The following is a 23,622-nucleotide window of genomic DNA, read 5'->3' as shown; positions in this document are numbered from 1 at the left end:
TTCCTGATAGGTTGACAATACACAAAATCCAGTCAATCCTTAATCTAAACGAACAATTTTTTCTGATACGATATTCCGAAAACCGAAGTTGAATGTCAAAAAGTAACTCCGATGGCATACAACGTGTTATATGTGGATAAATATACTCATTTTTTATATTTATTTTCGGGATAATAGGAACTTTTGTTCCGTGTTATCGCTTCTTGATAGTTGCTTCACAGCCGTATCCAAAGGACTTGTAATATCCATTAAATCTTTTCTAGCTACATGAGTGTAAATCATGGTTGTTTCCGGTTTAGCATGGCCTAACAATTCTTGTATGTGCCGTAACCCTACACCATTTTCAAGCAAATGTGTTGCATAGCTATGTCTCAAAGTATGAGGTGTTACATGTTTGTGAATTCCAGCAGCTTTACACGAACGAGATAAAACTTTTCGAATACTACTCGACGAATAAGGTTTTCCAGAAACGCCTTCTACAAAGAAATATTTGGGCTTGTAAGTAATAACATAATTTTTAAGTAGAGGAATAAAGCTCTCGGCCAATGTGGCATATCTGTCTTTACGTCCTTTGGCTCTTTTTATATGTATTTGTTTTCGTTTTAGGTTTATATCGCCCAACTTTAAGTTAAGTATTTCGCCAATGCGTAACCCTGCCGAATACAGTAATGTTATAATGGCGCGATGTTTTAAATTACGTGTGCATTGTATTATAGCAATTACTTCTTCGGGAGATAAAACAGTAGGTAGTTTTTTTGATTTTTTTGGCCTGCTTAAGGCAAGGTTGCTAATGTTTGTTTCAGGATAAAAAATAATAAATTGCTTCACAGCACTTATAAACTGGCGTTGTGTACTTATAGAGTAATTGCGTTTAATAAATACAGATTCTATATACAACTCTACATCTCTATTGGTAAGTAAATTTAACCCTTTGTTATGGTTAAATTCAATAAAATCGGCTATAAAAAAACTATAGGTTTCTACTGTACTTTTACTGTAACGCTTACCTTTTAAATATTTATAAAAAGTATTAAGAAATAACCTTTGTTTATCGCTTAAATTACGTTTTTGCTTTGCAGGAAATGTATTAGGAATGGGAATAGGCTTTTTAAATAGTTTACTTCTATTTATTTGTGCATGACCTTTAAAAACATCATGTATTTGTTTAAGATTATTAGGCGTATTTTTTACATACCAACTCTTTAGGGTAGCACTCCATTTGGCTTGAGGTATATGCTTTACCACATCTATTAATACCCAATCATGTTTAAAGCCTATAAGTATTTGGTTTTCTTTTCTGTGGTATGCTTTTGAAAGTGTTATAATAGGTAGATTGCTCATAATTAATGTATTACAATACCTTAAAGTTGCAAAAAAGAGAATTAAAATTCTAATGAGCTTCTAACCAATTATCGCCAATGTCTAAATCTACATCAAGAGGTACGTTTAGTTTATAGGCATTTTCCATTTCGGTTTTAACCAAATTTTTTATGGCATCTAATTCTGGTTTATAAACATCAAATACCAATTCGTCATGCACTTGTAACAGCATTTTGGTTTTAAAATTACCTTCTTGTAGCTTATTGTAAATATTAATCATGGCAATTTTAATAATATCTGCAGCACTACCTTGTATTGGTGCATTCACCGCATTACGTTCGGCAGCACCTCTAACCACAGCGTTTCGAGAATTAATATCTTTTAAATAACGGCGACGACCCAAAACGGTTTCTACATAGCCATTATCACGAGCAAAATCTACTTGTTTGCTTATGTAAGCTTTAAGTTTGGGGTAGGTTTCATAATAGGTGTCAATAAGTGCTTTGGCTTCAGTTCTGTTTAAATCGGTTTGATTGCTCAACCCAAAGGCTGAAACCCCATAGATAATTCCGAAGTTTACTGTTTTAGCATTACTACGCTGTTCTCGTGTTACTTCACTTAATGGTACATTAAATACTTTTGAGGCTGTGGATGCGTGAATATCCTCGCCATTTTTAAAAGCATTAATCATGGTTTCTTCTTCACTTAAGGCAGCAATAACACGTAATTCAATTTGAGAATAATCGGCAGCTAAAAGCGTGTAATTTTCATTTCTTGGAACAAATGCTTTACGTACTTGCCTGCCACGTTCAGTACGAATAGGAATGTTTTGCAAATTAGGGTTGTTGCTGCTTAATCGTCCTGTGGCTGCAACGGCTTGCATATAGTCGGTATGCACTCTTCCTGTTGTTGGTTCAACTTGTTGTGGTAAGGCATCAACATAGGTGCTTTTGAGTTTTGCTAGACCACGATACTCTAAAATGTTTCTAATAATTTCATGGTCTTTAGCCAAATAGCTCAGGATGTCTTCGGAAGTTGCATACTGTCCTGTTTTTGTTTTTTTAGGTTTGTCAACCAACTTTAGTTTTTCAAAAAGAATCACACCTAATTGCTTAGGAGAAGCGATATTAAATTCTTCACCTGCAGCTTTGTAAATGTTAGTTTCTAAAGTTGCAATATCGTTATTAAGTGCTTCTGATAGTGAATTTAAAAAGGCAGTATCTAAATTAATGCCTTCTAACTCCATGGCTGCAAGTACACGAAGCAGTGGAATTTCAATCTCATCAAACAGTTTTTGTGTATTGGCTTCACCTAATTCTTTTTCAAAATGTTCTTTTAATTGAAGCGTAATATCGGCATCTTCAACAGCATATTCGGTTTGTTTATCTAAAGGAACCTCTCTCATCGAGAGTTGATTTTTGCCCTTTTTACCAATAAGTTCGGTAATTGAAATAGGTGTATAATTGAGATATGTTTCAGCTAGTACATCCATGTTATGACGCATATCAGGATTGATAAGATAATGTGCTAACATAGTATCAAACAATTTGCCTTTAACCTCCACATTGTATTTAGCAAGCACTTTGATGTCGTACTTTAAATTCTGACCAATTTTTTCAATAGATTCATTTTCGAAAAATGGACGAAGTTGTTCAATAAGTTCTTGTGCTTCATCACGATTTTCAGGAAAAGGCATATAAAACCCTTTACCAACTTCCCAAGAAAAGGCAATACCAACCAACTCAGCAGTAATTGGATTAATGCCTGTGGTTTCAGTGTCAAAGCATACAGAGGTTTGTTGCATTAAATTTTTAATGAACAATTTAGTTGCCATTCCTGAGGCTATACTTTGATAAAAATGCGAGGTGGTTTTTGCTGTTTTTCTTGTGTATTCTGAAACTGTTTCTATTTCTTCTGAAGAATCCGTGCCAAATAGGGAGAACTGTCCAGCGCCTGCACTTTTTGAAGACGAACTTGAACTCGAAGATGAAGAAGGGCTTTTTTTATTTTGGTGGCTGAGGTCGCTCGAAGCCACATCAGTTTTTTCTTCCTGAGTAGCAAAGGTTTTTAAGAAATTGTCGGTTAATCGTCTAAATTCTAAATCCTGAAAAATGGCTTTTACTTTATCAATATCTGGATGGTCAAGCTCAAAATCTTTAGCATCAAATTTTACTGGTACATCAAGCATGATGCGAGCTAGTTCTTTAGAGAGCATACCCAGTTCTTTTGAAGCTTCAACTTTTTCTTTCATTTTCCCTTTTAACTCATGCGTATTTGCCAATAAGCCTTCCATGCTTCCGTAAGCAGCTATAAATTTTTTAGCAGTTTTCTCACCAACTCCAGGAAGTCCGGGAATATTATCGGACGAATCTCCCATCATACCTAAAAAGTCAATAACTTGTTCAGGTCGCTCTACTTCAAATTTCTTTTGTACTTCTGGAATTCCCCAGGTTTCATAACCTCCACCAAACGATTTTGGACGATACATAAAAATGTTTTCTGAAACGAGTTGCGCAAAATCCTTATCTGGAGTTACCATGTAGGTTTTGTAACCTTCTTTTTCGGCTTGTTTAGAGAGGGTTCCAATGACGTCGTCGGCTTCATAACCTTCTTTAACCATAATTGGAATATGCATGGCTTTTAAAATGTCTTGTATATATGGTACGGCAACTTTAATAGCTTCTGGTGTTTCGTCTCTATTAGCTTTGTAGGCTTCAAACATTTCAACTCTATCAACACTTCCACCTTTGTCAAAACAAACTGCTAAATGGTCTGGTCGTTCTCGTTTTATAACATCTAAAAGCGAATTCATAAAACCCATGATGGCTGAAGTATCGACACCTTTTGAATTGATTCTTGGGTTTTTTATAAACGCATAATAACCGCGAAAAATTAAAGCATAAGCATCGACTAAAAAGAGACGTTTTTGTTCTGACATATTTTATGTGTTGTAAGGCATAAAATTACGAAACAATAATGGTGATATAAAAAAAAAAGGGAAACACATTGTATTTCCCTTTTTGGCTATTTACTATTTTGTTAAAATGAATTAACTTATTACAGAAGCAGTACGCTTTAACTGTAAACTTTTTATATATGCCTTAACGCTACTAATATCGTTACTCTTTTTAAAGTTAAGGTCTAAATTTTGTTTTTTTGGATTTGTAGTTATTGGATCTATTTTTTTAATAGCAATCTCTTTATTGATTTCAGCTTTAATAATAACATCAGCTTTTATTTCAATTTTAATTTCAGTCTTTTCAATCTTAGTATCGTTTTGCGCAGATGCGAAAAAAGGAACGATTAAAAATGCTATTACTATTAATACTCTGTTCATAACTTGGGGTTTGTTTCTGACAACAAAGTAAAGGCACACAACAAGTTAGTATTCTAAATTTTTGTTCAAATGCAAAGAAATCTAGTTTATTTGAATCGTTTTGAAAAAAATATCGATGAAATGCATTTTTTAATATTGCTTTTCATCGATAAAACACGTATTTGGTCGTTGATAGATGTAATTGAACCATTCGTCGAAACCTAAATTTTTATTAAATGTAGGAAAAGAAGTATAATTATTATTTTACTCTTTATTATAGTAATCTGACTGATTTTGTTCGTTTTTGCCATCTTGATATTTCATATAAGTAAATCCTTTATGAATACAATATGATCCAATATCTCCAGCTTTATTCATAGCGAGATATGCTATTTGAAAATCTTTATAACGATTGCCTTTAGAGACTATTCTGCTTATAGCTTCTTCACAAGCTTCCTGAGGAGATTTTCCTTGTCGCATTAATTCAACTATTAAAAAACTACCAACAGTTTTTACCACTTCTTCTCCCATTCCTGTAGCAACTGCACCACCAATTTTATTATCTATAAATAATCCAGACCCAATAATGGGTGAGTCGCCAATACGTCCTTTCATCTTATAGCCTAAGCCAGATGTGGTGCAGGCTCCAGCCATGTTTCCATTATTATCCATAGTAAGCATTCCTATAGTGTCATGATTTTCAATATTGATAATAGGCTTGTACTTTGAAGTTTCTTTCCATTTTTCCCAAGCTTTCTTAGACGCTTCGGTTAAAAGTTCTTCTTTTTTAAAGCCTTGTGCATAAGCAAATTCTTCTGCACCTTTTCCTGCAAGCATTACATGAGGCGTGTCTTCCATTACTTTTTTTGCTAAAGCAGCTACATTGGTAATGTTTTCAACACACAAGACAGCACCACAATCTCCATCAGAATTCATAACACAAGCATCTAAAGTGACATTTCCATCACGATCTGGTGTACCACCTTTGCCTACAGTTGTATTTTTTATATTTTCTTCTTCAACTGCTACACCTTCAATTGCGGCATCTAAAGCAGACGAGTTATTAGATAATGCTTCTCCTGCTTTTGCATTGGCTTCAGCAAACCCCCAAGTACAAATCGCAATTGGAAATTTTGATGTGTTAATTGTTGCAGTTTCTTTAGAAGGCGTTTTTTTTTCTTTATTGCAAGCAATAGCCGAAGCTCCAACTGTAATACCAACGCCAGTTAAAGATGCGTTTTTTATAAAGTTTCTACGTTTCATGATGTTATTGTTTTGGTTGATTAGACATTTCGAATATGAGTTCGCCACCTTTCATAATATCTTGATGAGATAATAAGTTGTTTTCTAGCTTTTTTCCATTGATGGATACACTTTGTACATAGACATTCTCCTTACTTTGATTATTAGCTTTAATCGTTAAGGTTTTTCCATTGTCTAAATGAATTTTAGCCTCTTTTACCAGCGGACTTCCCAATGCATAATCTGGAGAACCTGGAGTGACAGGATAAAACCCTAAACTGCTAAAAATATACCAAGCACTCATTTGGCCTGCATCATCATTACCACATAAGCCTTCAACGGTTGAGCCATACATGGTGTCCATAATCATACGAACACGAGATTGTGTTTTTTCTGGATGACCTGTCCAATTGTATAAATACGGAATATGATGTCCTGGTTCGTTACCATGCACATAGTTACCGATAATACCATCTCGCGTAATATCTTCGTGTTTAGCAATATATTTTTCATCAATATTCATAGTGAATAAAGAATCTAAACGTTGCGTGAAGCGTTCTTTTCCTCCCATCATAGTAACCATCTTGTCAATGTTTTGTGGAACATATAACCCATAATTCCAAGCATTGCCTTCAATAAACCCTTGTCCATGAGTATCCATTGGATCAAAGTTTTTTCTAAAAGTACCATCACTCAATTTTGGACGCATATAGCCAATTTTTGGGTCATACACATTGTTGTAATATTCGGAGCGTTTCATAAACTCCTTTTCTGCTGAAGCATCACCAACTTGCTTTGCCATTTGTGCAATACACCAATCGTTATAAGCATATTCCAGAGTTTTTGAAACCGATGAGTGACTTAAATCATCTGGCACATATTTGTAATCTATGTAGTCTCCCAGGCCATCAAAGTAACTTACGTTTGCAGTGTTCACTGAAGCTAGCAACGCACGTTCATAGTTAAAATCGCCAACATTTTTTGCCATGGCATCGGCAATAACAGAAGTGGCATGATAACCAATCATACACCAATTTTCATTTGCATAATGAGACCAAATAGGCAACATATTATGAACGCTTTCATCATGGTGTGCTAACATACTTTTTATCATATCGTTATTACGCTTAGGTTGGGTGATATTGAAAAGCGGATGAAGCGCTCTATACGTATCCCAAAGTGAGAAAATAGTGTAGTTGGTAAATCCATCTGATTGATGAATATTTTGATCTAAACCACGATATTGCCCATCTACATCTTCATATAAAATAGGTGAGAGGTTGGTATGGTACATGGCTGTATAAAACGTAATTTTATCATCTTCAGTCAATGTCTCGGCTTCTATTTTAGAAAGCTCTTTGTTCCATTTCTCTTTAGTTTCTTCTTTAATCTTATTAAAATCCCAATGCGGAATTTCGGCTTTTAAATTTTTCATCGCTCCAGCAGTACTTACTGGAGACAAGGCAAATTTAATATTGATTTTTTCATCTTCTTTGGTATCAAAATTAAAATAGGCACGAATGTCTTTTCCTGCCATTTCGGGAAAATTTTCATCTTGTTTAAAACGTTTATAAAAACCATCATATTTAATCTCATCATATTTCTTGTGGCCATAGCTCTTGAAGGGTTTTGAGAATTGCATCGCAAAAAATACTTTTTTAGTTCTTGCCCAACCTTTGGTTTGGCGATATCCTGTAACTAAGGTGTCGTTTTCAACACGAATAAAGGTCCACACATTTTTATTGTCGTGATGATACACATTATAGACCATGTCTAAGATAACATGCGCATTATCAGATTTTGGAAAGGTGTATTGATGAAACCCTACGCGTTCACTTGCAGTTAACTCTGCTTTAATATTGTAAGTATCTAAATCGACTTTGTAATAACCAGCAGAGGCTTCTTCGTTGTCGTGAGAGAATGTTGAATAAAATCCTTTATCACCATCGTAAGTTTCTAATGGGTCGAGGACTAAGTCTCCCGTTGTTGGCATGACTAAAAAATCACCCAAATCGGAATGTCCTGTACCACTAAAATTGGTGTGTGCAAACCCAATAATGGTAGAATCACGATACTGATAGCCTGCACAATATTCGTAGGTTTCACTATTATAAGAGCCATCTTCTTTATGCATAACCTCAAAGTTGGTTTGCGGACTTAATTGCACCATTCCAAAAGGCGCTGTGGCTCCTGGAAACACATGTCCCATTTTACTAGTTCCTATAAACGGATTAACGTATTGTGTATAATCTTCTTTTGAAGAATTGTGTGTTAAGTTTTCTTTAGAAACGTTTTCGTTTTTACAATTGAAAACCATCGTAAGTAATATAAAGAATGCAAGTTTTTTAAGCATGTGATACTATTTTTTTTGAATTTCTATAACCAAACCAAAGGATATATGAATAACATAAAGTGATAAAAATAAATGCGATTTTAAACCCAAAAAGGTCTATTAAACTACCGCAAACAAAGGGTATAATTGCACCACCAACGATTGCTGTACACAATAATCCTGATGCTTTGGGTTTTAATTCGCCAATACCATCAATGGATAATGTAAAAATGGTTGGGAACATTATGGAGTTGAACAGTCCAACAGCCAAAATACTCCACATACTTACTAAGCCAGTAGTGCTAATAGAGATTAAAATTAATGTAATCGCAATGGTTGCAAATATGCCAAGGACTTTACCTGGTTTCATGATTCGGGTTAAATAGGAGCCTACAAAACGACCAATCATAGCACCAGACCAATAAAAAATAACAAATATGCCTAGTAAGGCTTTGTCGTCAGCTCCATCTAAAGATTTAAAAAAGACTACTGCAACTGTTTCAGCTATATTCATTAGTGCATTACTTTCTCTAATCAAAGGAATCATATTCATTTCTTGAAAATAGTTTACTAAAAAACTCCCAATGGATACTTCAGCACCAACATAAAATAAGATACCAAGTACACCTAACATTAAATTTTTGTTTTTAAAAGCTTCAACATAAGTGCCTGTTGAAGTTTCATTAATTAGTTTAGGAAGTTTTGCAAATAAAAATATTACAGCAATAAGACCAATAAATAATGCTAACCCTAAAAAGGGCATTTGCACAGCCGAGGCTTCTGAAGCTAAATAGGTTTCCTTGGCTGTTTCGGTTAAAGCCGCAATTTGATCTTCCGTTTTTATGGTATCACTTAATATAAATAAAGCACCCACTGCAGGTGCAATAGCTGTTCCTAAGGAGTTGAAGGCTTGAGATAAATTTAAGCGACTGGACGCACCATCTTCACTTCCTAATACTGCTACAAACGGATTTGCAGCTACCTGTAAAATAGTCATTCCTCCAGCTAAAATGAAGTAAGCTAGCATGAATATTCCAAAAACACGATACGAAGCTGCAGGATAAAACAATAAACAGCCAGCTGCCATCGTTAATAGTCCTAGAATGATTCCTTTTTTGTACCCAATTTTAGATAAAATGTAACTTGCTGGAATAGATAGCAAGAAATATGCCCCAAAAAAAGCAAATTGTACCAAGACTGCTTGCGCGTAAGTTAGCGTGAATAGCTCGCGAAGTCGAGGGATTAAAGAATCTACCAAAACTGTTATAAATCCCCAGAGGAAGAATAAGGTAGTTAGTAGTATAAATGAGGAACGATAAGATTTTGGTTGGTTCATGTGTGTTATATTGTCATTGCGATGCCGACGTTTGTTGTCGGCAGTGGCAATATGTTGTTATATTTATTTTAAGAGTTCAATTTAAAAGATTCTCACGTCGTTTCACTCCTCAGAATGACAGTTAATTAATAGTAATTTCATCAACAAATAACCAACTTCGTCCATCGTGCTCATAACCTAAGTGCCACTCTGGTAATACACCCAGTTTTTTGGCAATGATTTTTACATACCGATAACTTCTACTAGGTTGTTTAAACTGGACAGTTTTTATATCCACTTCATCCGAAGGTATTATGTCTTCAAACACATAGTTTCCTAGTGACTTGAAGTTTTTCCCGTCTTTAGATACCAAGCATTTAACTTCAGTTGGATAAAATATCCAAGAGCGTTGGTCTTTTAAAAAGTTTACTGAAATGGTATTAATAGGGCTTTCACTACCTAAATCAACAGTGGCAATTACATCTTCATCAGAATACCCTTGCCAAGTGCCAGTTCTAAAATCTCTTGCACCAATAATACCATCAATTAAAGCATCATTGCCTCCAGCGTTGTATTGATTGGCGTATTCAGTGTCTAGTTTGATAGAAATATTTGGATCTATTTTATAGAATTGTGTGGTTATAGTTGCACTCTTAACACCTTCTTTTTCAGAATAAACACTTAATATTGTTGGTTCTGAGATTGTAAAAGACGTTTCATATTTTTTATAATTATCTTCTCCTAATTTGAAGAATATCGTTGCGCTTTTATCTACATTCTCTAAAACCACTTCGGTTTCACCTTTAAAAGCCACATCGCCTTTGGCAATAAATGGAGCAGGGATAATCAAATGGTCTGTTATTTCGGTTTTTGGTTCTTGCCCTTTTTTTGTTCCCCAACTTGAAGGCGTACTGGTCATTTGAAACTCTAATATTCCGCCATCTACAACTTCATTATGATATATGAATGTTCTTTCCAAAGCTTCTCCATTTAACATGGCACTTTCAATATATTTATTAGAATCACTAATATCATGAGCCACAATTGTAAATTGTTGGTCCTTTTCTAAATTGATGGTTGCTTTAGGAAAGAGCGGTGTTCCAATGATATATTGGTTAGACGCAGGAGTTACCGAATAAAAACCCATAGAACTTAATATGTACCAAGCACTCATTTGTCCGCAATCTTCATTTCCCGAAATTCCGTCAGGAGCGTTTTTGTATAATTCAGTTAAAATTTGATGCACACGCTCTTGCGTTTTATGTGGCTTATTTACAAAGTTATACAAATAAGCCATATGGTGACTGGGTTCGTTACCATGAGCGTATTGCCCAATTAAACCAGTAATATCTGCCTGATTACGACCTGAGGTTTCAGCTTCAGCAGTAAATAATTCATCTAGATTTTCTTCTAATTTGTCCTTTCCACCAAGTAAATCCATAAATCCTGAAATGTCTTGCGGTACATAAAAACTGTATTGCCAAGAGTTGGCTTCGGTATAATTGAAATTCACCTCATAAGGGTCGAAAGGCGCAAACCAAGTGTTACGAAAACGACCTCTCATAAATTGTGATTCTGGGTCGAAAATATTTTTGTAATATTGAGCGCGCTCAGAAAAGGTTTTATAATCATCATCTTTTCCTAAGTTTTTTGCCATTTGTGCTATGGTCCAATCATCATAAGCATATTCTAATGTTTTTGAAACCGATTCGCTTTCAAATTCTACAGGAATATAACCAAGTGATTTATAGGATTCCAAGCCTAATTTATCTTGATTAGCAGAGTGCTTCATGGCTTCAAACGCTTTGTCAACATCATAATTTCGTAAGCCTTTTAAATACGCATCAGCAATGACTGGAACCGCATGATACCCAATCATGCAACCTGTATAACAACCAGACAAATCCCAAATAGGCATGATACCACCTTCGTCATATTTTGCTAAAAAGGTATTGATAAAATTGTTAGTTCTGTCTTGTTCAATAATGGTATATAAAGGATGTGCAGCTCTGTATGTATCCCAAAGTGAAAATACTGTGTAGTAATCGAAATCTTGGGTTTTGTGAATTTCTAAATCCATACCTCGGTAGCGTCCATCCACATCTTGATAGAGGTTTGGAGCAATACTCACATGGTACATTGCTGAATAGAAATTGGTTTTATAATCCTCATTATCACTTTCAACGACTATTTTTTCTAGCTGTTGTTCCCAAATGTTTTGGGCTTCGGTTTTTATTTGTTCAAACGATTTTCCGTCTAGCTCTTTTCGTCTATTTTTACGAGCACCTTCTTCATCTACTGGCGAAATTCCAACTTTAATTTCTAATGTTGTATCCTCTGATGCATCAAACTCAAAAGCGACTTTTACTTTTTTTCCTTCGTTAACATCGTTGAGAAAAGTCATGTTTTTAAACGATCTGGAAAACTCCATATTATAAAACAAATACTGGTTTGTTGCCCAAGCTTTGGAATGTCTATGACCTCCAATTTCGGTATTGGAATAGATGTTTACCTTAGAGTCTAAGACCTCGTCGCGATGCTCTAAATCTAGAATTACAATTTGTTTTGAGCCTTCTGAAAATTCATATTTATGAATACCACTTCGTTTTGATACAGATAGTTCTACATCAATTTCAGTGGAATCTAAATGTACTTTGTAATAACCAGGTTCAGCCACTTCGTTATCATGACTAAAATGTGCTTTATAGCCTTTTTGAACTTGTGCTGAGCCTGTCGAAGTATTAGCACCATTATTAAAAACCACCTCGTTGGTTGGCATCAATAAAATATCGCCATAATCGGAAACGCCTGTGCCACTCAAATGCGTATGCGAGAAACCGTAAATGTAATTATCAGAATAATGATAGCCAGAACAGCCATCCCAACCATCCAATCGTGTGTCTGGAGAGAGTTGCATCATGCCAAAAGGCATGGTTGCACCTGGATACATATGACCATGACCTCCAGTGCCAATAAAAGGGTTGACATAAGAGATGAGGTTGTTGTCTTTTTTTGCGGGGTAGTTATTTGTTTTTTCTTGGCAACTAAACAATAATAATGCGATGCCGAAATAAGCAAAAATTAGTTTCATTAGTGGTTTTTAAAATAGAAGTTGAAAGATAGTAAATCTTTAAATAGTAAGTTAAGGTAAAAATCAAAGGGTATTGGTGTTTGTATTCAATATTGAACATGCATCTTAACTGTCATATTTTCAGGTTATATGGTTGTTGTGTTCTTATTTTGTTAATGTTTGCTAAAATGTAAGTTTTGGAGCTATTTTTGTACAAAGTATGAAAAAGAGAGAATGATAAGGTGGCTAATATTTGTGGTAATCTATGCAATAGTAGATTTTTACGCGTTTCAGGCTGTTAAAACCATTACCAAAAATCGTTGGATTCATTATTTGCATGTTTTAGTATCGGTAGTTGTCGTTGGTAATTTTATATTTCAATTTACACAAGCTAGCGATGGAAGGGTTTTATCACCAGAAAAAAGTTATGCTTTCGGTTTTCTGTTAACACTTTTGGCTTTAAAGATAGTAGTTGTGCCCATTATGTTTGGGGAAGATGTTTTTAGAGGCTTGGTAGGTGTTTACAAAAAATTAGTTGCATCAAACAATAGCTTTCATTTACCATCACGCCGAAAATTTATCAGTCAATTTGCTTTGGGTCTGGCCGCTATACCGTTTACATCGTTATTGTATGGTATGTATAAAGGGAAGTACAATTTTAAAGTATTGAAATACACCCTACATTTTGAAGACTTGCCAGAAGCTTTTGATGGTTATAAAATTACCCAAATAAGCGATATTCACAGTGGTAGTTTTGATAATAAAGATAAAGTGTCTTATGCTGTTAATTTAATTAATGAGCAACAATCGGATGCTATTTTGTTTACTGGCGATATGGTAAACAATAAAGCTACCGAAATGTTGCCTTGGAAAGAGACTTTTAAAAAATTAAAAGCCAATGATGGTGTTTTCTCAGTGTTAGGGAACCATGATTATGGAGATTATGTAGATTGGGATACAGCAGAAGAAAAACAAAAAAATTTAGAGGATTTAAAAAAGATACAAAAAGAAATGGGCTTTGATTTAATGCTTAATGAAAGCCGATTTATTGAAAAAAACGGAGCGCGTATAGCTATTATTGGTGTTGAAAACTGGGGAAAGGGTTTTAAACAAAAGGGCGACTTAACTAAAGCCGTGTCAAACGTTGATGCCAACGATTTTAAAATATTAATGAGTCATGACCCTTCGCATTGGCAATATGAAGCTGTAGCACATGATTATCATTATCATTTAACATTAAGCGGACATACACACGGTATGCAATTTGGTATTGAAATCCCTGGATGGGTAAAATGGAGTCCTGTTAAATGGCGTTATAAATATTGGGCTGGTATTTACAAAGAAGCAGGTCAATACATTAATGTTAACAGAGGCTTTGGTGTGTTGGCGTATCCAGGGCGAGTAGGTATTTGGCCTGAAATTACAGTAATTGAACTTAAAAAAGGGTTGGAAACTGTGTAATTAAAAGGAAATGTTATATTTACTATGAAAATATTTATTTTTATAAATGTATCAAAGTGAACCTACTAGTAAGCTTAATTTAAAGTATAGTATAAAAAAAATACGTAGGTTTGTATAACGACATTTAATTTAAAACTTTAAACTATGTCAAAGTTTGGTGAATTAATAGATGTAAATATTCCGGTTCTGTTGGATTTTTTCACAGAATGGAACGAACAATCTGTAGCAATGCACGCTGTTTTAAGAGATGTTGCAGCTGCGTTAGGCGATAAAGCTAAGGTTATTAAAATTGATGTTGAAAAAAATCAAGACCTAGCAGATGCCTTGCGAATAAAAGGCTTGCCAACGTTGATTATCTATAAAAACGGCGAAATGAAATGGCGCCAAAGCGGAGAGCAAGATGCCAATACGCTAATAGGGATTATTCAGGAATACGTTTAAAAGTATATCCTTTTTCATTAAAGTATTTTAAGACTTTTGGAAGTGCAAATTGCATGTTTTTTGAAGCTTTAACACTATCGTGAAATACAATAATGCTTCCAGAATCAGTATGATTAATTACATTGTTTAAACAGGTTTCTGTTGATACTTTTTTATTCCAATCAACCGAAAGCACATTCCACATTACAATTTTATAAGATTGCTCTTGAAGCTTTTTGATTTGTTTAGGTGTTATTTGTCCATAAGGAGGTCTAAATAAATCCTGATTACCAATTTCTGATTCTTTAACATGTAAATCAATAATTTTTTTTGCTTGAGTAATATTATTTAAATAGTCCTTGGTTTTCGTTTTCCAACCTTTAACATGGTTATAAGTATGGTTGCCAATGCTATGACCTTCACTTATAATGTTCTTAAAAACGTCTGGATGCTCTTCAATATTCTTTCCAATACAAAAAAAGGTGGCCTTAGCATTATACTGCTTTAAGGTATCAAGCACCCAATTGGTAATTTTTGGAGTAGGGCCATCATCAAAAGTCAGGTAAATGTCTTTACCTTTAGTTGGGATGTCCCAAACCAATGTTGGAAATAACGACTTAACAACCTTTGGGGTTGTTATTGGTGTAAAACTCATTTAGTTTGTACTATCAGTTGGAGCTATGGTTGTATCAACCGGAATATCTGCATCTTGCTGTCTGTCAAATTCTTCAGTTTCACCAGTAAACAATCGTATAAAGTTATTGTATTTTTGCATTTCTGCTTCTACAAACGGTTGTTCTTCGTATCGCATTAACACATCAATCAAACCTCTATATCGAGCAATATCTGTAGATATTTCATCAATAAGTTGTGTTTGCTTTTTATCTGATAAGGTACTAAAATACGTCAGGTTTTCTTGATATTTCATTGAAACATCTATATATAATTGACGACCTTTCTCATTGGCTTCAACTTCATAATAAGCGCTAATATAAGGCTCTAAAAGTGTATAAAAACCAAAGATATCCACAGGCATTTTTTCCATGGCTAAATCGGTCATTTCTTCGGCTTTTTCTAATTCGCCTTCATTGATAAGTGCTTCGATTAAGCGTGCTAAATTACCACGATAAGAAATACCGTTTTTTCGTGTTTCAACATCATGATAAATATCGCCACCACTATTTCCCCAGTCCCAATTCTTTACTTGCTCATACATTAAATCGGTATCAACACGTCCCATATCAAAAGGGTTAGCTCTATCAATTGGTGTTCTAATAGGTACCAATTTATAACACAAACCATCTAATTGTAAATAATCTTTCATCCAAATATAATCACCATCACCAAAGGCGCCACCAGTGAAATAGATAGGGCGTTCCCAGTTGTTATTAGCAACTATGTCTAACATTAATAATCTGTTTTTAGGAAGAGAGTTGCTGGTAATTTCAATATCAACATACGATTCTATCTTGTCGGCATCTTTGGCTTTTACAATGCCATGTTTTAAAACAGATGCTTTATCAACAGAAATTCTTAAATGTTTAGTTGGTAAGTAATTTGTTTCTAAATCTTGAGGTCGCATAGAATTTATATCCCAGCCTTTTTGCTGAGCTACATATTTATATTTTGACCTTGCGTTATTGCTTGTTACAAATTTCAAAGCTTCTTTTATGTCTAAGGATACAGAGTCAGGAAGTATCTGCTCTACTGGTAGCACATCTCGTGTACCATATTTGTATTGGTCGTGTGTTAATTGAGAAGGAATAGGATCGCTCTCGTATGCTTTGCGTTTCATTTGGTCTATATACCAATCGGTTTGAAACAAGCTAGTATTTACTACTCTTACATCTTTTCTAACACCTTCAATTTCTTGTAAGTACCACAAAGGAAAAGTGTCATTGTCTCCTATACTAAATAAAATAGCATTAGGTGCACAAGATTCCAAATATTTTCTAGCCATAGACAGTGCTGTTTTTTTGCCAGAACGGTCATGATCATCCCAATTGTTTGCAGCTAAAATACCAGGAACTAAAACTAAGCAAGCAATTGTTATTGCAGGTGCTAATAATTTCTGTTTTGTAAAATTTGAGAAGAAATCATAGAGTGCATAGGCTCCAAAACCAATCCAAATAGCAAATACATAAAAAGATCCAACTACCGAGTAATCGCGTTCTCTTGGTTCGAATGGGCGAACATTAGTATATACTTGTATGGCTAATCCTGTAAATAGGAAAAATACCAACATGATCCAGAACAGTTTTTTATCAGAATTAAACAAAAAGAACAATCCAATTAAACCTAATATTAATGGCAAAAAGTAATAGGTATTTCTACCTTTATTGTTGAGCACATCACTTGGTAGGTTGTCTTGCGACATACCAAGGTGCATTTCATCAATAAATTTAATACCGCTAATCCAGTTGCCATGCATGTCGTATTTTCCTTGAATATCGTCTTGGCGCCCAGTAAAATTCCACATAAAATAGCGCCAATACATATATCCTAATTGGTATTCTAACATATATGCCACATTGGTTAAAAACGAAGGTTTTTCAATATCTAAAAACTGCTGTCCATATTGTCTCAAGAAATCGTTGTATTGTTCATAGTCAATTTCCCCTTTTTGGACTCTCGACATAAAATCGTTTACAAACGCCCTTACCTTGTTTTGCATCTGGTATTCTGGTTTTATTTTAAAGTTTATAAATCCAGTGTACATCATATAATTCTCGGCATGCTCAGGGCTCCACATTCTAGGTAAAACCGAAGCGTGTTTGGTATTATAACTAGGTAATGCATTTTTGTAATCGTTTACAATAACATATTTTCCTTTTTCAAAATCTTTTTCATACTTAGGCTTGTCATCCTTGTACGGATTATTTTCATCGTAGCCCGAATATTGCTCGGTAAACTGTGGCCCATAAAACAAATATGTTTTTGGGTATTGCTCTAAATTGTAATATGCTAATAATTCTCTAGCACTAGAAGGGTTGTTTTCGTTAATTACTACATTGGCATTTGCTCTAATAGGTAGCATTAACCAAGACGAAAACCCTAATATAACAAAGGTTAGACAGAGTATAGCTGTGTTAATATGTTTGTATTGTTTTTTGCGAGTATAATTTAATCCGTAATAAATGGCAGCTACAATTATTAATCCAGCAATGATTGACCCTGAATTAAATGGTAATCCAATGCTATTCACAAAAAATATTTCTAACGCACTAAAAAAGCGTAAGATATTAGGAGCTAATAATTTAAAAATAAATAACAAAATAGCAACCACTACGACATTGGCTATAATAAAGTTTTTAACCGTTATAGTTTTATAATTCTTAAAGAAGTAAATAAGTCCAATAGCAGGAATGGTTAATAAACCCATGAAATGCACTCCAAACGATAATCCTACAATAAACGATATTAACACCAGCCATTTATTGCCTCTAGGTTTGTGCATATCTTGCTCCCAACGAAGACCTAAATAAAACATAATAGCCATTATCATAGTAGCCATGGCGTAAACTTCTGTTTCCACAGCGTTAAACCAAAAAGAATCTGTAAACGAAAAAGCAACACTACCTACTAATGAGGCTCCTAAAATAGCTTGTCCTTGACTTAAAGACATGGTATTATCTTTTACAACAAGTTTTTGCAATAGTATAGATATAGACCAAAACATAAAAGCAATGGCAAAGGCACTAGCAGCAGCACTCATCATATTAAGCATTAAGCCAATTTGTGATGCTTCCATAGCAAAAATGGAGAAAAAAGCACCCATCATTTGAAACAGTGGCGCTCCAGGTGGATGGCCAACTTGTAATTTAGATGAAGTTAGTATGTATTCTCCAGCATCCCAGTAACTTACTGTGGGTTCTACGGTTAGGCTATACGTTATAAATGCTATTAAAAAGGCAATCCAACCTAAAATGGTATTCCATTTTTTAAAGCTGTTTTGTGTCATAATGGTTGTTTGTTACTGATGGCGAATTTAATAATAAAAAAATTACACAAGACTATTTTTAAGTAAACGTTAAGGGTTTCGTATTATTTTCTTGAAAAAATACTTGTGCAAATAAAACTTTGTTATAAATTTGCAACCTCAAAATAAGAGAATGGCCTATGGTGTAACTGGCAACACGTCTGGTTTTGGTCCAGAAGAGTCTAGGTTCGAGCCCTAGTAGGCCAACAAAAATCCAACTTTATAGTTGGATTTTTTTGTTTTCGATAAGATTTCAAAAAGAAATATCTTTATATCACTGTTTTTATGTAAATCATATCAAAACCCTTGTTAAAATCAATAATAATGTTGTATATTTGCAGCGTTGTAAGAAAAAGAATAGCTGAGGGGACGAGAAGTCCCCTCTTTTTATACTAAAAAATGTTTAAAGATAAAGTTCTAGCATTATTAAACGAAGCACTCGATGAAAGACCAGATTTGTTCTTATTGAGTTGCGACATATCTGAAACAAATGCCATCAAGGTTATTTTAGATGGTGATAAAGGCGTACTTGTTGAAGATTGCATATTTATCAGTAGAGCGATAGAACATAATTTAGATAGAGAAGAACACGATTTTTCTCTCGAAGTGGCTTCGGCAGGAGCAACAACACCTTTAAGTCATGTTAGGCAGTATAAAAAAAATGTTGGTAGAACTTTAGCTGTAAAAGCAGAAGGCGAAAAGTATGAAGGTATATTAGCTTCAGCAAATGAAGAAGATATTTTATTAACATGGAAAGCTAGAGAGCCTAAACCAATAGGAAAAGGAAAAGTTACCGTTGAAAAAGAAGTAACAATACCCTATAAAAATATAACAGAAGCAAAAGTTAAGATAAAATTTTAATCCAATATAACTATGGAAAATCTTGCGTTAATTGAGTCATTTTCAGAATTTAAGGACGATAAATTAATAGATCGTGTAACCTTAATGGCGATTTTAGAAGATGTTTTTAGAAATGCATTAAAAAAGAAGTTTGGCGATGATGATAACTTCGATATAATTATCAACCCTGATAAAGGAGATTTAGAGATTTGGAGAAACCGAGTTGTAGTAGCCGATGGTGAGGTAGAAGAACCAAACCAAGAAATCTCTTTAACTGAAGCTCGTAAAATTGAACCCGATTTTGAAGTTGGCGAAGACGTGTCAGAAGAAGTAAAGCTTATCGATTTAGGTCGTAGAGCAATTTTGGCATTACGTCAAAATTTAATTTCTAAAATTCACGAGCACGATAACACAAATATCTATAAGCAATTTAAAGATTTAGTAGGCGAAATTTACACCGCTGAAGTACATCATATTCGTCATAGAGCGATAATTCTTTTAGATGATGAAGGCAATGAAATAATTTTGCCAAAAGACAGACAAATACCTTCAGACTTTTTTAGAAAAGGTGAAAACGTTCGTGGTGTCATAGAAAGTGTTGAGCTAAAAGGAAATAAGCCAGCAATCATTATGTCTAGAACAGCACCAGCATTTTTAGAAAAGCTGTTTGAACAAGAAATTCCAGAAGTATTTGACGGATTAATTACAGTTAAAAACGTAGTGAGAATCCCTGGTGAAAAAGCAAAAGTAGCTGTAGATTCTTATGACGATAGAATAGACCCAGTTGGAGCCTGTGTTGGTATGAAAGGATCAAGAATCCATGGAATTGTTCGTGAATTAGGAAACGAAAATATTGATGTAATTAATTACACAAACAACTTACAATTATACATAACCAGAGCTTTAAGCCCTGCAAGAATTACTTCAATTAAAATTGACGAAGAAGCAAAGCGTGCCGAAGTAATTTTAAAACCAGAAGAAGTTAGTAAAGCAATTGGTAGAGGAGGGCACAATATTAGACTAGCAGGACAATTAACAGGATATGAGATAGACGTGTTTAGAGAAGGTGTAGAAGAAGATGTTGAATTATCTGAATTTTCTGATGAAATTGATGCTTGGATTATTTCAGAATTCTCAAAAGTAGGATTAGACACAGCAAAAAGTGTGTTAGAGCAAGATGTTGACGATTTAGTAAAACGTACCGATCTTGAAGAAGAAACAATTAATGAGGTTGTGAGAATTCTTAGAGAAGAATTTGAAGAATAAAAAATTATTATATATTAGGTGAACAAAGTAACACAGGTTAGTTTTTACCAAATTTTATAAGTACCAAAACCAACGCAGTTAACAACTGCAAGATATTTTAAAGGCAATTTATGGCTGAAACAATTAGATTAAATAAAGTACTAAGGGAGTTAAATATTTCTATAGATCGTGCTGTTGATTTTTTAGAATCAAAAGGCATTGAAATAGAAAAGCGTCCTACTACTAAAATTTCTTCAGAAGTATATGAAGTCCTTTCAGGAGAATTTCAAACCGATGCAAGTAAAAAAGTAGCCTCTAAAGAAGTTAGTGAAGCTAAGCTTAAAGAAAAAGAAGCATTACGATTAGAACGCGAACGCGAAATCGAAGAAAAACTTAAAAAAGAGGAAGCTGCTAAAAAGGAAATCGTTAAAGCTAAAACCACTTTAGAAGGTCCTAAGCAAGTTGGTAAAATAGACTTAGATAAGCCTAAAAAGAAAGAAGCTCCAAAAAAAGAAGCAACCCCTGAAACACCAACGAGAGTAGAGAAAAAGAAGGAGGTAAAAGTTGAAGGTCCTAAGCAAGTTGGTAAAATAGACTTAGATACACCTAAAAAGAAAGAAACTCTAAAGAAAGAAGCTCCAAAAAAAGCAGAAACAAAATCCGAAAAGCCTAAGCCTGCTAAAAAAGAAGAAGCTCCAAAACCTGAAGTAGCATCAACCGAGCCAAAAGAAGAAAGAGTTGCAACTAAATATCAAAAACTAACAGGTCCTAAAATTTCTGGAGATAAAATAGATTTATCTCAATTTAATAAGCCTAAGAAAAAGAAAGAAGATAAAAAACCTGACGCTAATTCAGATGCAAGAAAAAAACGTCGTCGTATTAGTAAAGTAGGTAATGGTAATGCACCTGGAGGACAAAGACAAGGAGGACAAAGAGGTGGTAATCAGCGAGGAGGAAAAGGAAGAGGACAAAGACGACCACAAGTTGTAAAAGAAGAGCCAAGTGCTGAAGAAGTACAAAAACAAGTAAGAGAAACTCTTGAAAAACTTCAAGGAAAGTCAAACAAAGGAAAAGGCGCCAAGTATAGAAGAGAGAAAAGAGATCAACATAGAGAGCAAACCGAAAAAGATTTACAGCAACAAGAAGCAGAAAGTAAAGTACTTAAAGTAACCGAGTTTGTTACGGCAAGCGAAGTTGCTACCATGATGGACGTTTCTGTAACACAAATTATTTCAGCCTGTATGTCGCTTGGAATGATGGTAACCATGAATCAACGTTTAGATGCCGAAACACTATCTATCGTTGCTGAAGAATTTGGTTATAAAGTAGAGTTTGTTACCGCTGATATTGAAGAATCTATTGAAGAAGTAGAAGATAAACCAGAAGATTTAAAACCACGTGCTCCAATTGTAACAGTTATGGGTCACGTAGATCATGGTAAAACATCGCTTCTAGATTACATACGTGAAGAAAACGTTATTGCTGGAGAATCAGGTGGGATTACACAACATATTGGAGCCTACGGTGTAGAATTAGAAAACGGACAAGAAATAGCCTTTTTAGATACACCTGGTCACGAGGCCTTTACCGCAATGCGTGCTCGTGGTGCTCAAGTTACAGATATTGCAATTATTGTTGCAGCAGCAGACGATGATATAATGCCTCAAACGAAAGAAGCAATTTCACATGCGCAAGCAGCCGGAGTACCAATTGTTTTTGCAATAAATAAAATAGATTTACCAGCAGCTAATCCTGAAAAGATTAAAGAAGGTCTTGCTGGCATGAACTTGCTAGTTGAAGATTGGGGAGGAAAAATACAATCGCAAGATATTTCAGCAAAATTAGGTACAGGTGTTAAAGAATTATTAGAAAAGGTATTACTTGAAGCCGAATTATTGGAGTTAAAAGCCAATCCTAACAAACCAGCACAAGGAACTGTTGTTGAAGCATTCTTAGATAAAGGAAGAGGTTATGTTTCTACAATTTTGGTTCAGGCAGGTACACTTAGAGTAGGAGATTATGTTCTAGCTGGTAAAAATAGTGGTAAGGTAAAAGCAATGCATGATGAGCGTGGAAATGATGTTGAAGAAGCAGGACCATCAACGCCAGTTTCAATTCTAGGATTAGATGGAGCACCTCAAGCAGGAGATAAATTCAATGTGTTTGAAGATGAAAGAGAAGCAAAATCTATTGCAGCTAAACGTACACAGCTTCAACGTGAGCAATCTGTTAGAACGCAACGTCATATTACACTTGATGAAATTGGACGTAGAATTGCTTTAGGAGATTTCAAGGAACTTAACATTATTCTTAAAGGTGATGTTGATGGATCGGTTGAAGCCTTAACAGATTCTTTCCAAAAATTATCTACTGAAGAAATTCAAGTGAATATTATACATAAAGGCGTAGGTGCTATTACCGAAAGTGATGTGCTACTAGCAACAGCATCCGATGCTATTATTATTGGATTTAACGTTCGCCCAATGGGTAACGCACGTCAAATAGCTGATAAGGAAGAAATTGACATTAGAATGTACTCTATTATTTATGATGCGATTAATGACTTAAAAGACGCTATGGAAGGCATGTTGTCGCCTGTATTTAAAGAAGAAATCACAGGAACAGCCGAAATACGTGAAATATTTAAAGTATCAAAAATTGGAAGCATTGCAGGTTGTATGGTTACCAATGGTAAAATATACAGAAACTCTGGTGTTCGTTTAATTCGTGATGGTGTGGTAATTTACACTGGTGAGTTAGCATCTTTAAAGCGTTTTAAAGACGATGTTAAAGAAGTTTCTAAAGGATACGATTGTGGTATGCAGATTAAAAATTATAACGACATTAAAGAAGGTGATGTTATAGAAGCATTCCAAGAAGTAGAAGTTAAAAAGAAATTAAAATAACTCTTTAAGATATAAAAAAAGCGACCTAGTTAGGTCGCTTTTTTTATATGTATTGTCCCGTCCTGAAATAAGTTGACACAAAAACGACTTATTATGAAAGACAAAGAGCAATCAAGAGTTAAGCGTACTCAGCGCGATTATAATTTGGGCTTTAAATTAGCAGTAGTATCGCAAGT

The 23,622-nt window shown here is 34.5% G+C and carries 14 protein-coding genes and 1 tRNA gene; 6 read left to right on the top strand and 9 right to left on the bottom strand.

Translation table 11 applies throughout. The annotated features are described in order from the left end of the window. Nucleotides 1-159: 159 nt before the first annotated feature. From E5167_RS15050 to E5167_RS15020, 7 genes are all read right to left on the bottom strand, one after another. Complete coding sequence (locus tag E5167_RS15050; RefSeq protein ID WP_136844992.1) at nt 160-1,341, bottom strand: tyrosine-type recombinase/integrase; 1,182 nt, start codon at nt 1,339-1,341, stop codon at nt 160-162. A gap of 49 nt (nt 1,342-1,390) precedes the next feature. Beyond that, nucleotides 1,391-4,258, bottom strand: a complete 2,868-nt coding sequence (gene polA, locus E5167_RS15045; protein WP_136844991.1) for a DNA polymerase I — start codon at nt 4,256-4,258, stop codon at nt 1,391-1,393. Between the two features lie 111 nt (nt 4,259-4,369). Continuing rightward, a complete protein-coding gene (locus tag E5167_RS15040; RefSeq protein WP_136844990.1) occupies nt 4,370-4,657 on the bottom strand; it encodes a hypothetical protein in 288 nt (95 codons plus the stop codon). A 243-nt stretch (nt 4,658-4,900) separates the two neighbouring features. Then, the gene (locus tag E5167_RS15035) at nt 4,901-5,899 is read right to left on the bottom strand and encodes an isoaspartyl peptidase/L-asparaginase family protein (protein WP_136844989.1); all 999 of its coding nucleotides are present in this window, start codon (nt 5,897-5,899) and stop codon (nt 4,901-4,903) included. Nucleotides 5,900-5,903: 4 nt separating this feature from the next. Beyond that, entirely contained in the window at nt 5,904-8,231 is a 2,328-nt protein-coding gene (locus tag E5167_RS15030; protein ID WP_136844988.1) for a GH92 family glycosyl hydrolase, read from the bottom strand. Beyond that, entirely contained in the window at nt 8,224-9,546 is a 1,323-nt protein-coding gene (locus E5167_RS15025; RefSeq protein WP_136844987.1) for a sugar MFS transporter, read from the bottom strand. Before E5167_RS15025 ends, E5167_RS15030 begins: the two co-directional genes overlap by 8 nt. Nucleotides 9,547-9,667: 121 nt before the next feature. Continuing rightward, nucleotides 9,668-12,616 (bottom strand): GH92 family glycosyl hydrolase, encoded by a 2,949-nt coding sequence (locus E5167_RS15020; protein WP_136844986.1) that lies wholly within the window; start codon nt 12,614-12,616, stop codon nt 9,668-9,670. 213 nt (nt 12,617-12,829) lie between these two features. Between E5167_RS15020 and E5167_RS15015 the strand changes: the two genes are divergently transcribed. Both E5167_RS15015 and E5167_RS15010 read left to right on the top strand, forming a co-directional pair. Then, entirely contained in the window at nt 12,830-14,056 is a 1,227-nt protein-coding gene (locus E5167_RS15015; protein ID WP_136844985.1) for a metallophosphoesterase, read from the top strand. Nucleotides 14,057-14,200: 144 nt separating this feature from the next. Next, on the top strand, nt 14,201-14,497 hold the full coding sequence (locus E5167_RS15010; RefSeq protein WP_136844984.1) for a thioredoxin family protein: 297 nt from the start codon (nt 14,201-14,203) through the stop codon (nt 14,495-14,497). Here E5167_RS15010 and E5167_RS15005 read toward each other — a convergent pair. Then, complete coding sequence (locus tag E5167_RS15005; RefSeq protein ID WP_136844983.1) at nt 14,478-15,131, bottom strand: polysaccharide deacetylase family protein; 654 nt, start codon at nt 15,129-15,131, stop codon at nt 14,478-14,480. The two genes, E5167_RS15010 and E5167_RS15005, sit on opposite strands and share 20 nt — an antisense overlap. Beyond that, on the bottom strand, nt 15,132-18,437 hold the full coding sequence (locus E5167_RS15000; protein ID WP_136844982.1) for a glycosyltransferase family 117 protein: 3,306 nt from the start codon (nt 18,435-18,437) through the stop codon (nt 15,132-15,134). It lies immediately after the preceding gene. Between the two features lie 152 nt (nt 18,438-18,589). Between E5167_RS15000 and E5167_RS14995 the strand changes: the two genes are divergently transcribed. The 4 genes from E5167_RS14995 (at nt 18,590) to infB (ending at nt 23,446) form a co-directional block, all read left to right on the top strand. Continuing rightward, nucleotides 18,590-18,662: transfer RNA gene (locus tag E5167_RS14995), tRNA-Gln, on the top strand. Nucleotides 18,663-18,854: 192 nt separating this feature from the next. Continuing rightward, on the top strand, nt 18,855-19,316 hold the full coding sequence (gene rimP / locus E5167_RS14990) for a ribosome assembly cofactor RimP (RefSeq protein WP_136844981.1): 462 nt from the start codon (nt 18,855-18,857) through the stop codon (nt 19,314-19,316). Between the two features lie 12 nt (nt 19,317-19,328). After that, entirely contained in the window at nt 19,329-20,561 is a 1,233-nt protein-coding gene (gene nusA, locus E5167_RS14985; protein ID WP_136844980.1) for a transcription termination factor NusA, read from the top strand. 110 nt (nt 20,562-20,671) lie between these two features. Further along, entirely contained in the window at nt 20,672-23,446 is a 2,775-nt protein-coding gene (gene infB / locus E5167_RS14980; protein WP_136844979.1) for a translation initiation factor IF-2, read from the top strand. Nucleotides 23,447-23,622 lie beyond the last annotated feature (176 nt).

Source organism: Pontimicrobium aquaticum (assembly GCF_005047595.1).
GTDB classification, from domain to species: Bacteria; Bacteroidota; Bacteroidia; order Flavobacteriales; family Flavobacteriaceae; genus Pontimicrobium; species Pontimicrobium aquaticum.
The sequence above is the reverse complement of the archived record's forward strand: the minus strand, read 5'-3'. Positions and strand labels throughout refer to the sequence as shown.

Bases quoted from the DNA above. Each gene is read 5' to 3' on its own strand.
- E5167_RS15050 (WP_136844992.1), bottom strand. From the start codon at position 1,341: ATGAGCAATCTACCTATTATAACACTTTCAAAAGCATACCACAGAAAA.
- polA (WP_136844991.1), bottom strand. From the start codon at position 4,258: ATGTCAGAACAAAAACGTCTCTTTTTAGTCGATGCTTATGCTTTAATT.
- E5167_RS15040 (WP_136844990.1), bottom strand. From the start codon at position 4,657: ATGAACAGAGTATTAATAGTAATAGCATTTTTAATCGTTCCTTTTTTC.
- E5167_RS15035 (WP_136844989.1), bottom strand. From the start codon at position 5,899: ATGAAACGTAGAAACTTTATAAAAAACGCATCTTTAACTGGCGTTGGT.
- E5167_RS15030 (WP_136844988.1), bottom strand. From the start codon at position 8,231: ATGCTTAAAAAACTTGCATTCTTTATATTACTTACGATGGTTTTCAAT.
- E5167_RS15025 (WP_136844987.1), bottom strand. From the start codon at position 9,546: ATGAACCAACCAAAATCTTATCGTTCCTCATTTATACTACTAACTACC.
- E5167_RS15020 (WP_136844986.1), bottom strand. From the start codon at position 12,616: ATGAAACTAATTTTTGCTTATTTCGGCATCGCATTATTATTGTTTAGT.
- E5167_RS15015 (WP_136844985.1), top strand. From the start codon at position 12,830: ATGATAAGGTGGCTAATATTTGTGGTAATCTATGCAATAGTAGATTTT.
- E5167_RS15010 (WP_136844984.1), top strand. From the start codon at position 14,201: ATGTCAAAGTTTGGTGAATTAATAGATGTAAATATTCCGGTTCTGTTG.
- E5167_RS15005 (WP_136844983.1), bottom strand. From the start codon at position 15,131: ATGAGTTTTACACCAATAACAACCCCAAAGGTTGTTAAGTCGTTATTT.
- E5167_RS15000 (WP_136844982.1), bottom strand. From the start codon at position 18,437: ATGACACAAAACAGCTTTAAAAAATGGAATACCATTTTAGGTTGGATT.
- rimP (WP_136844981.1), top strand. From the start codon at position 18,855: ATGTTTAAAGATAAAGTTCTAGCATTATTAAACGAAGCACTCGATGAA.
- nusA (WP_136844980.1), top strand. From the start codon at position 19,329: ATGGAAAATCTTGCGTTAATTGAGTCATTTTCAGAATTTAAGGACGAT.
- infB (WP_136844979.1), top strand. From the start codon at position 20,672: ATGGCTGAAACAATTAGATTAAATAAAGTACTAAGGGAGTTAAATATT.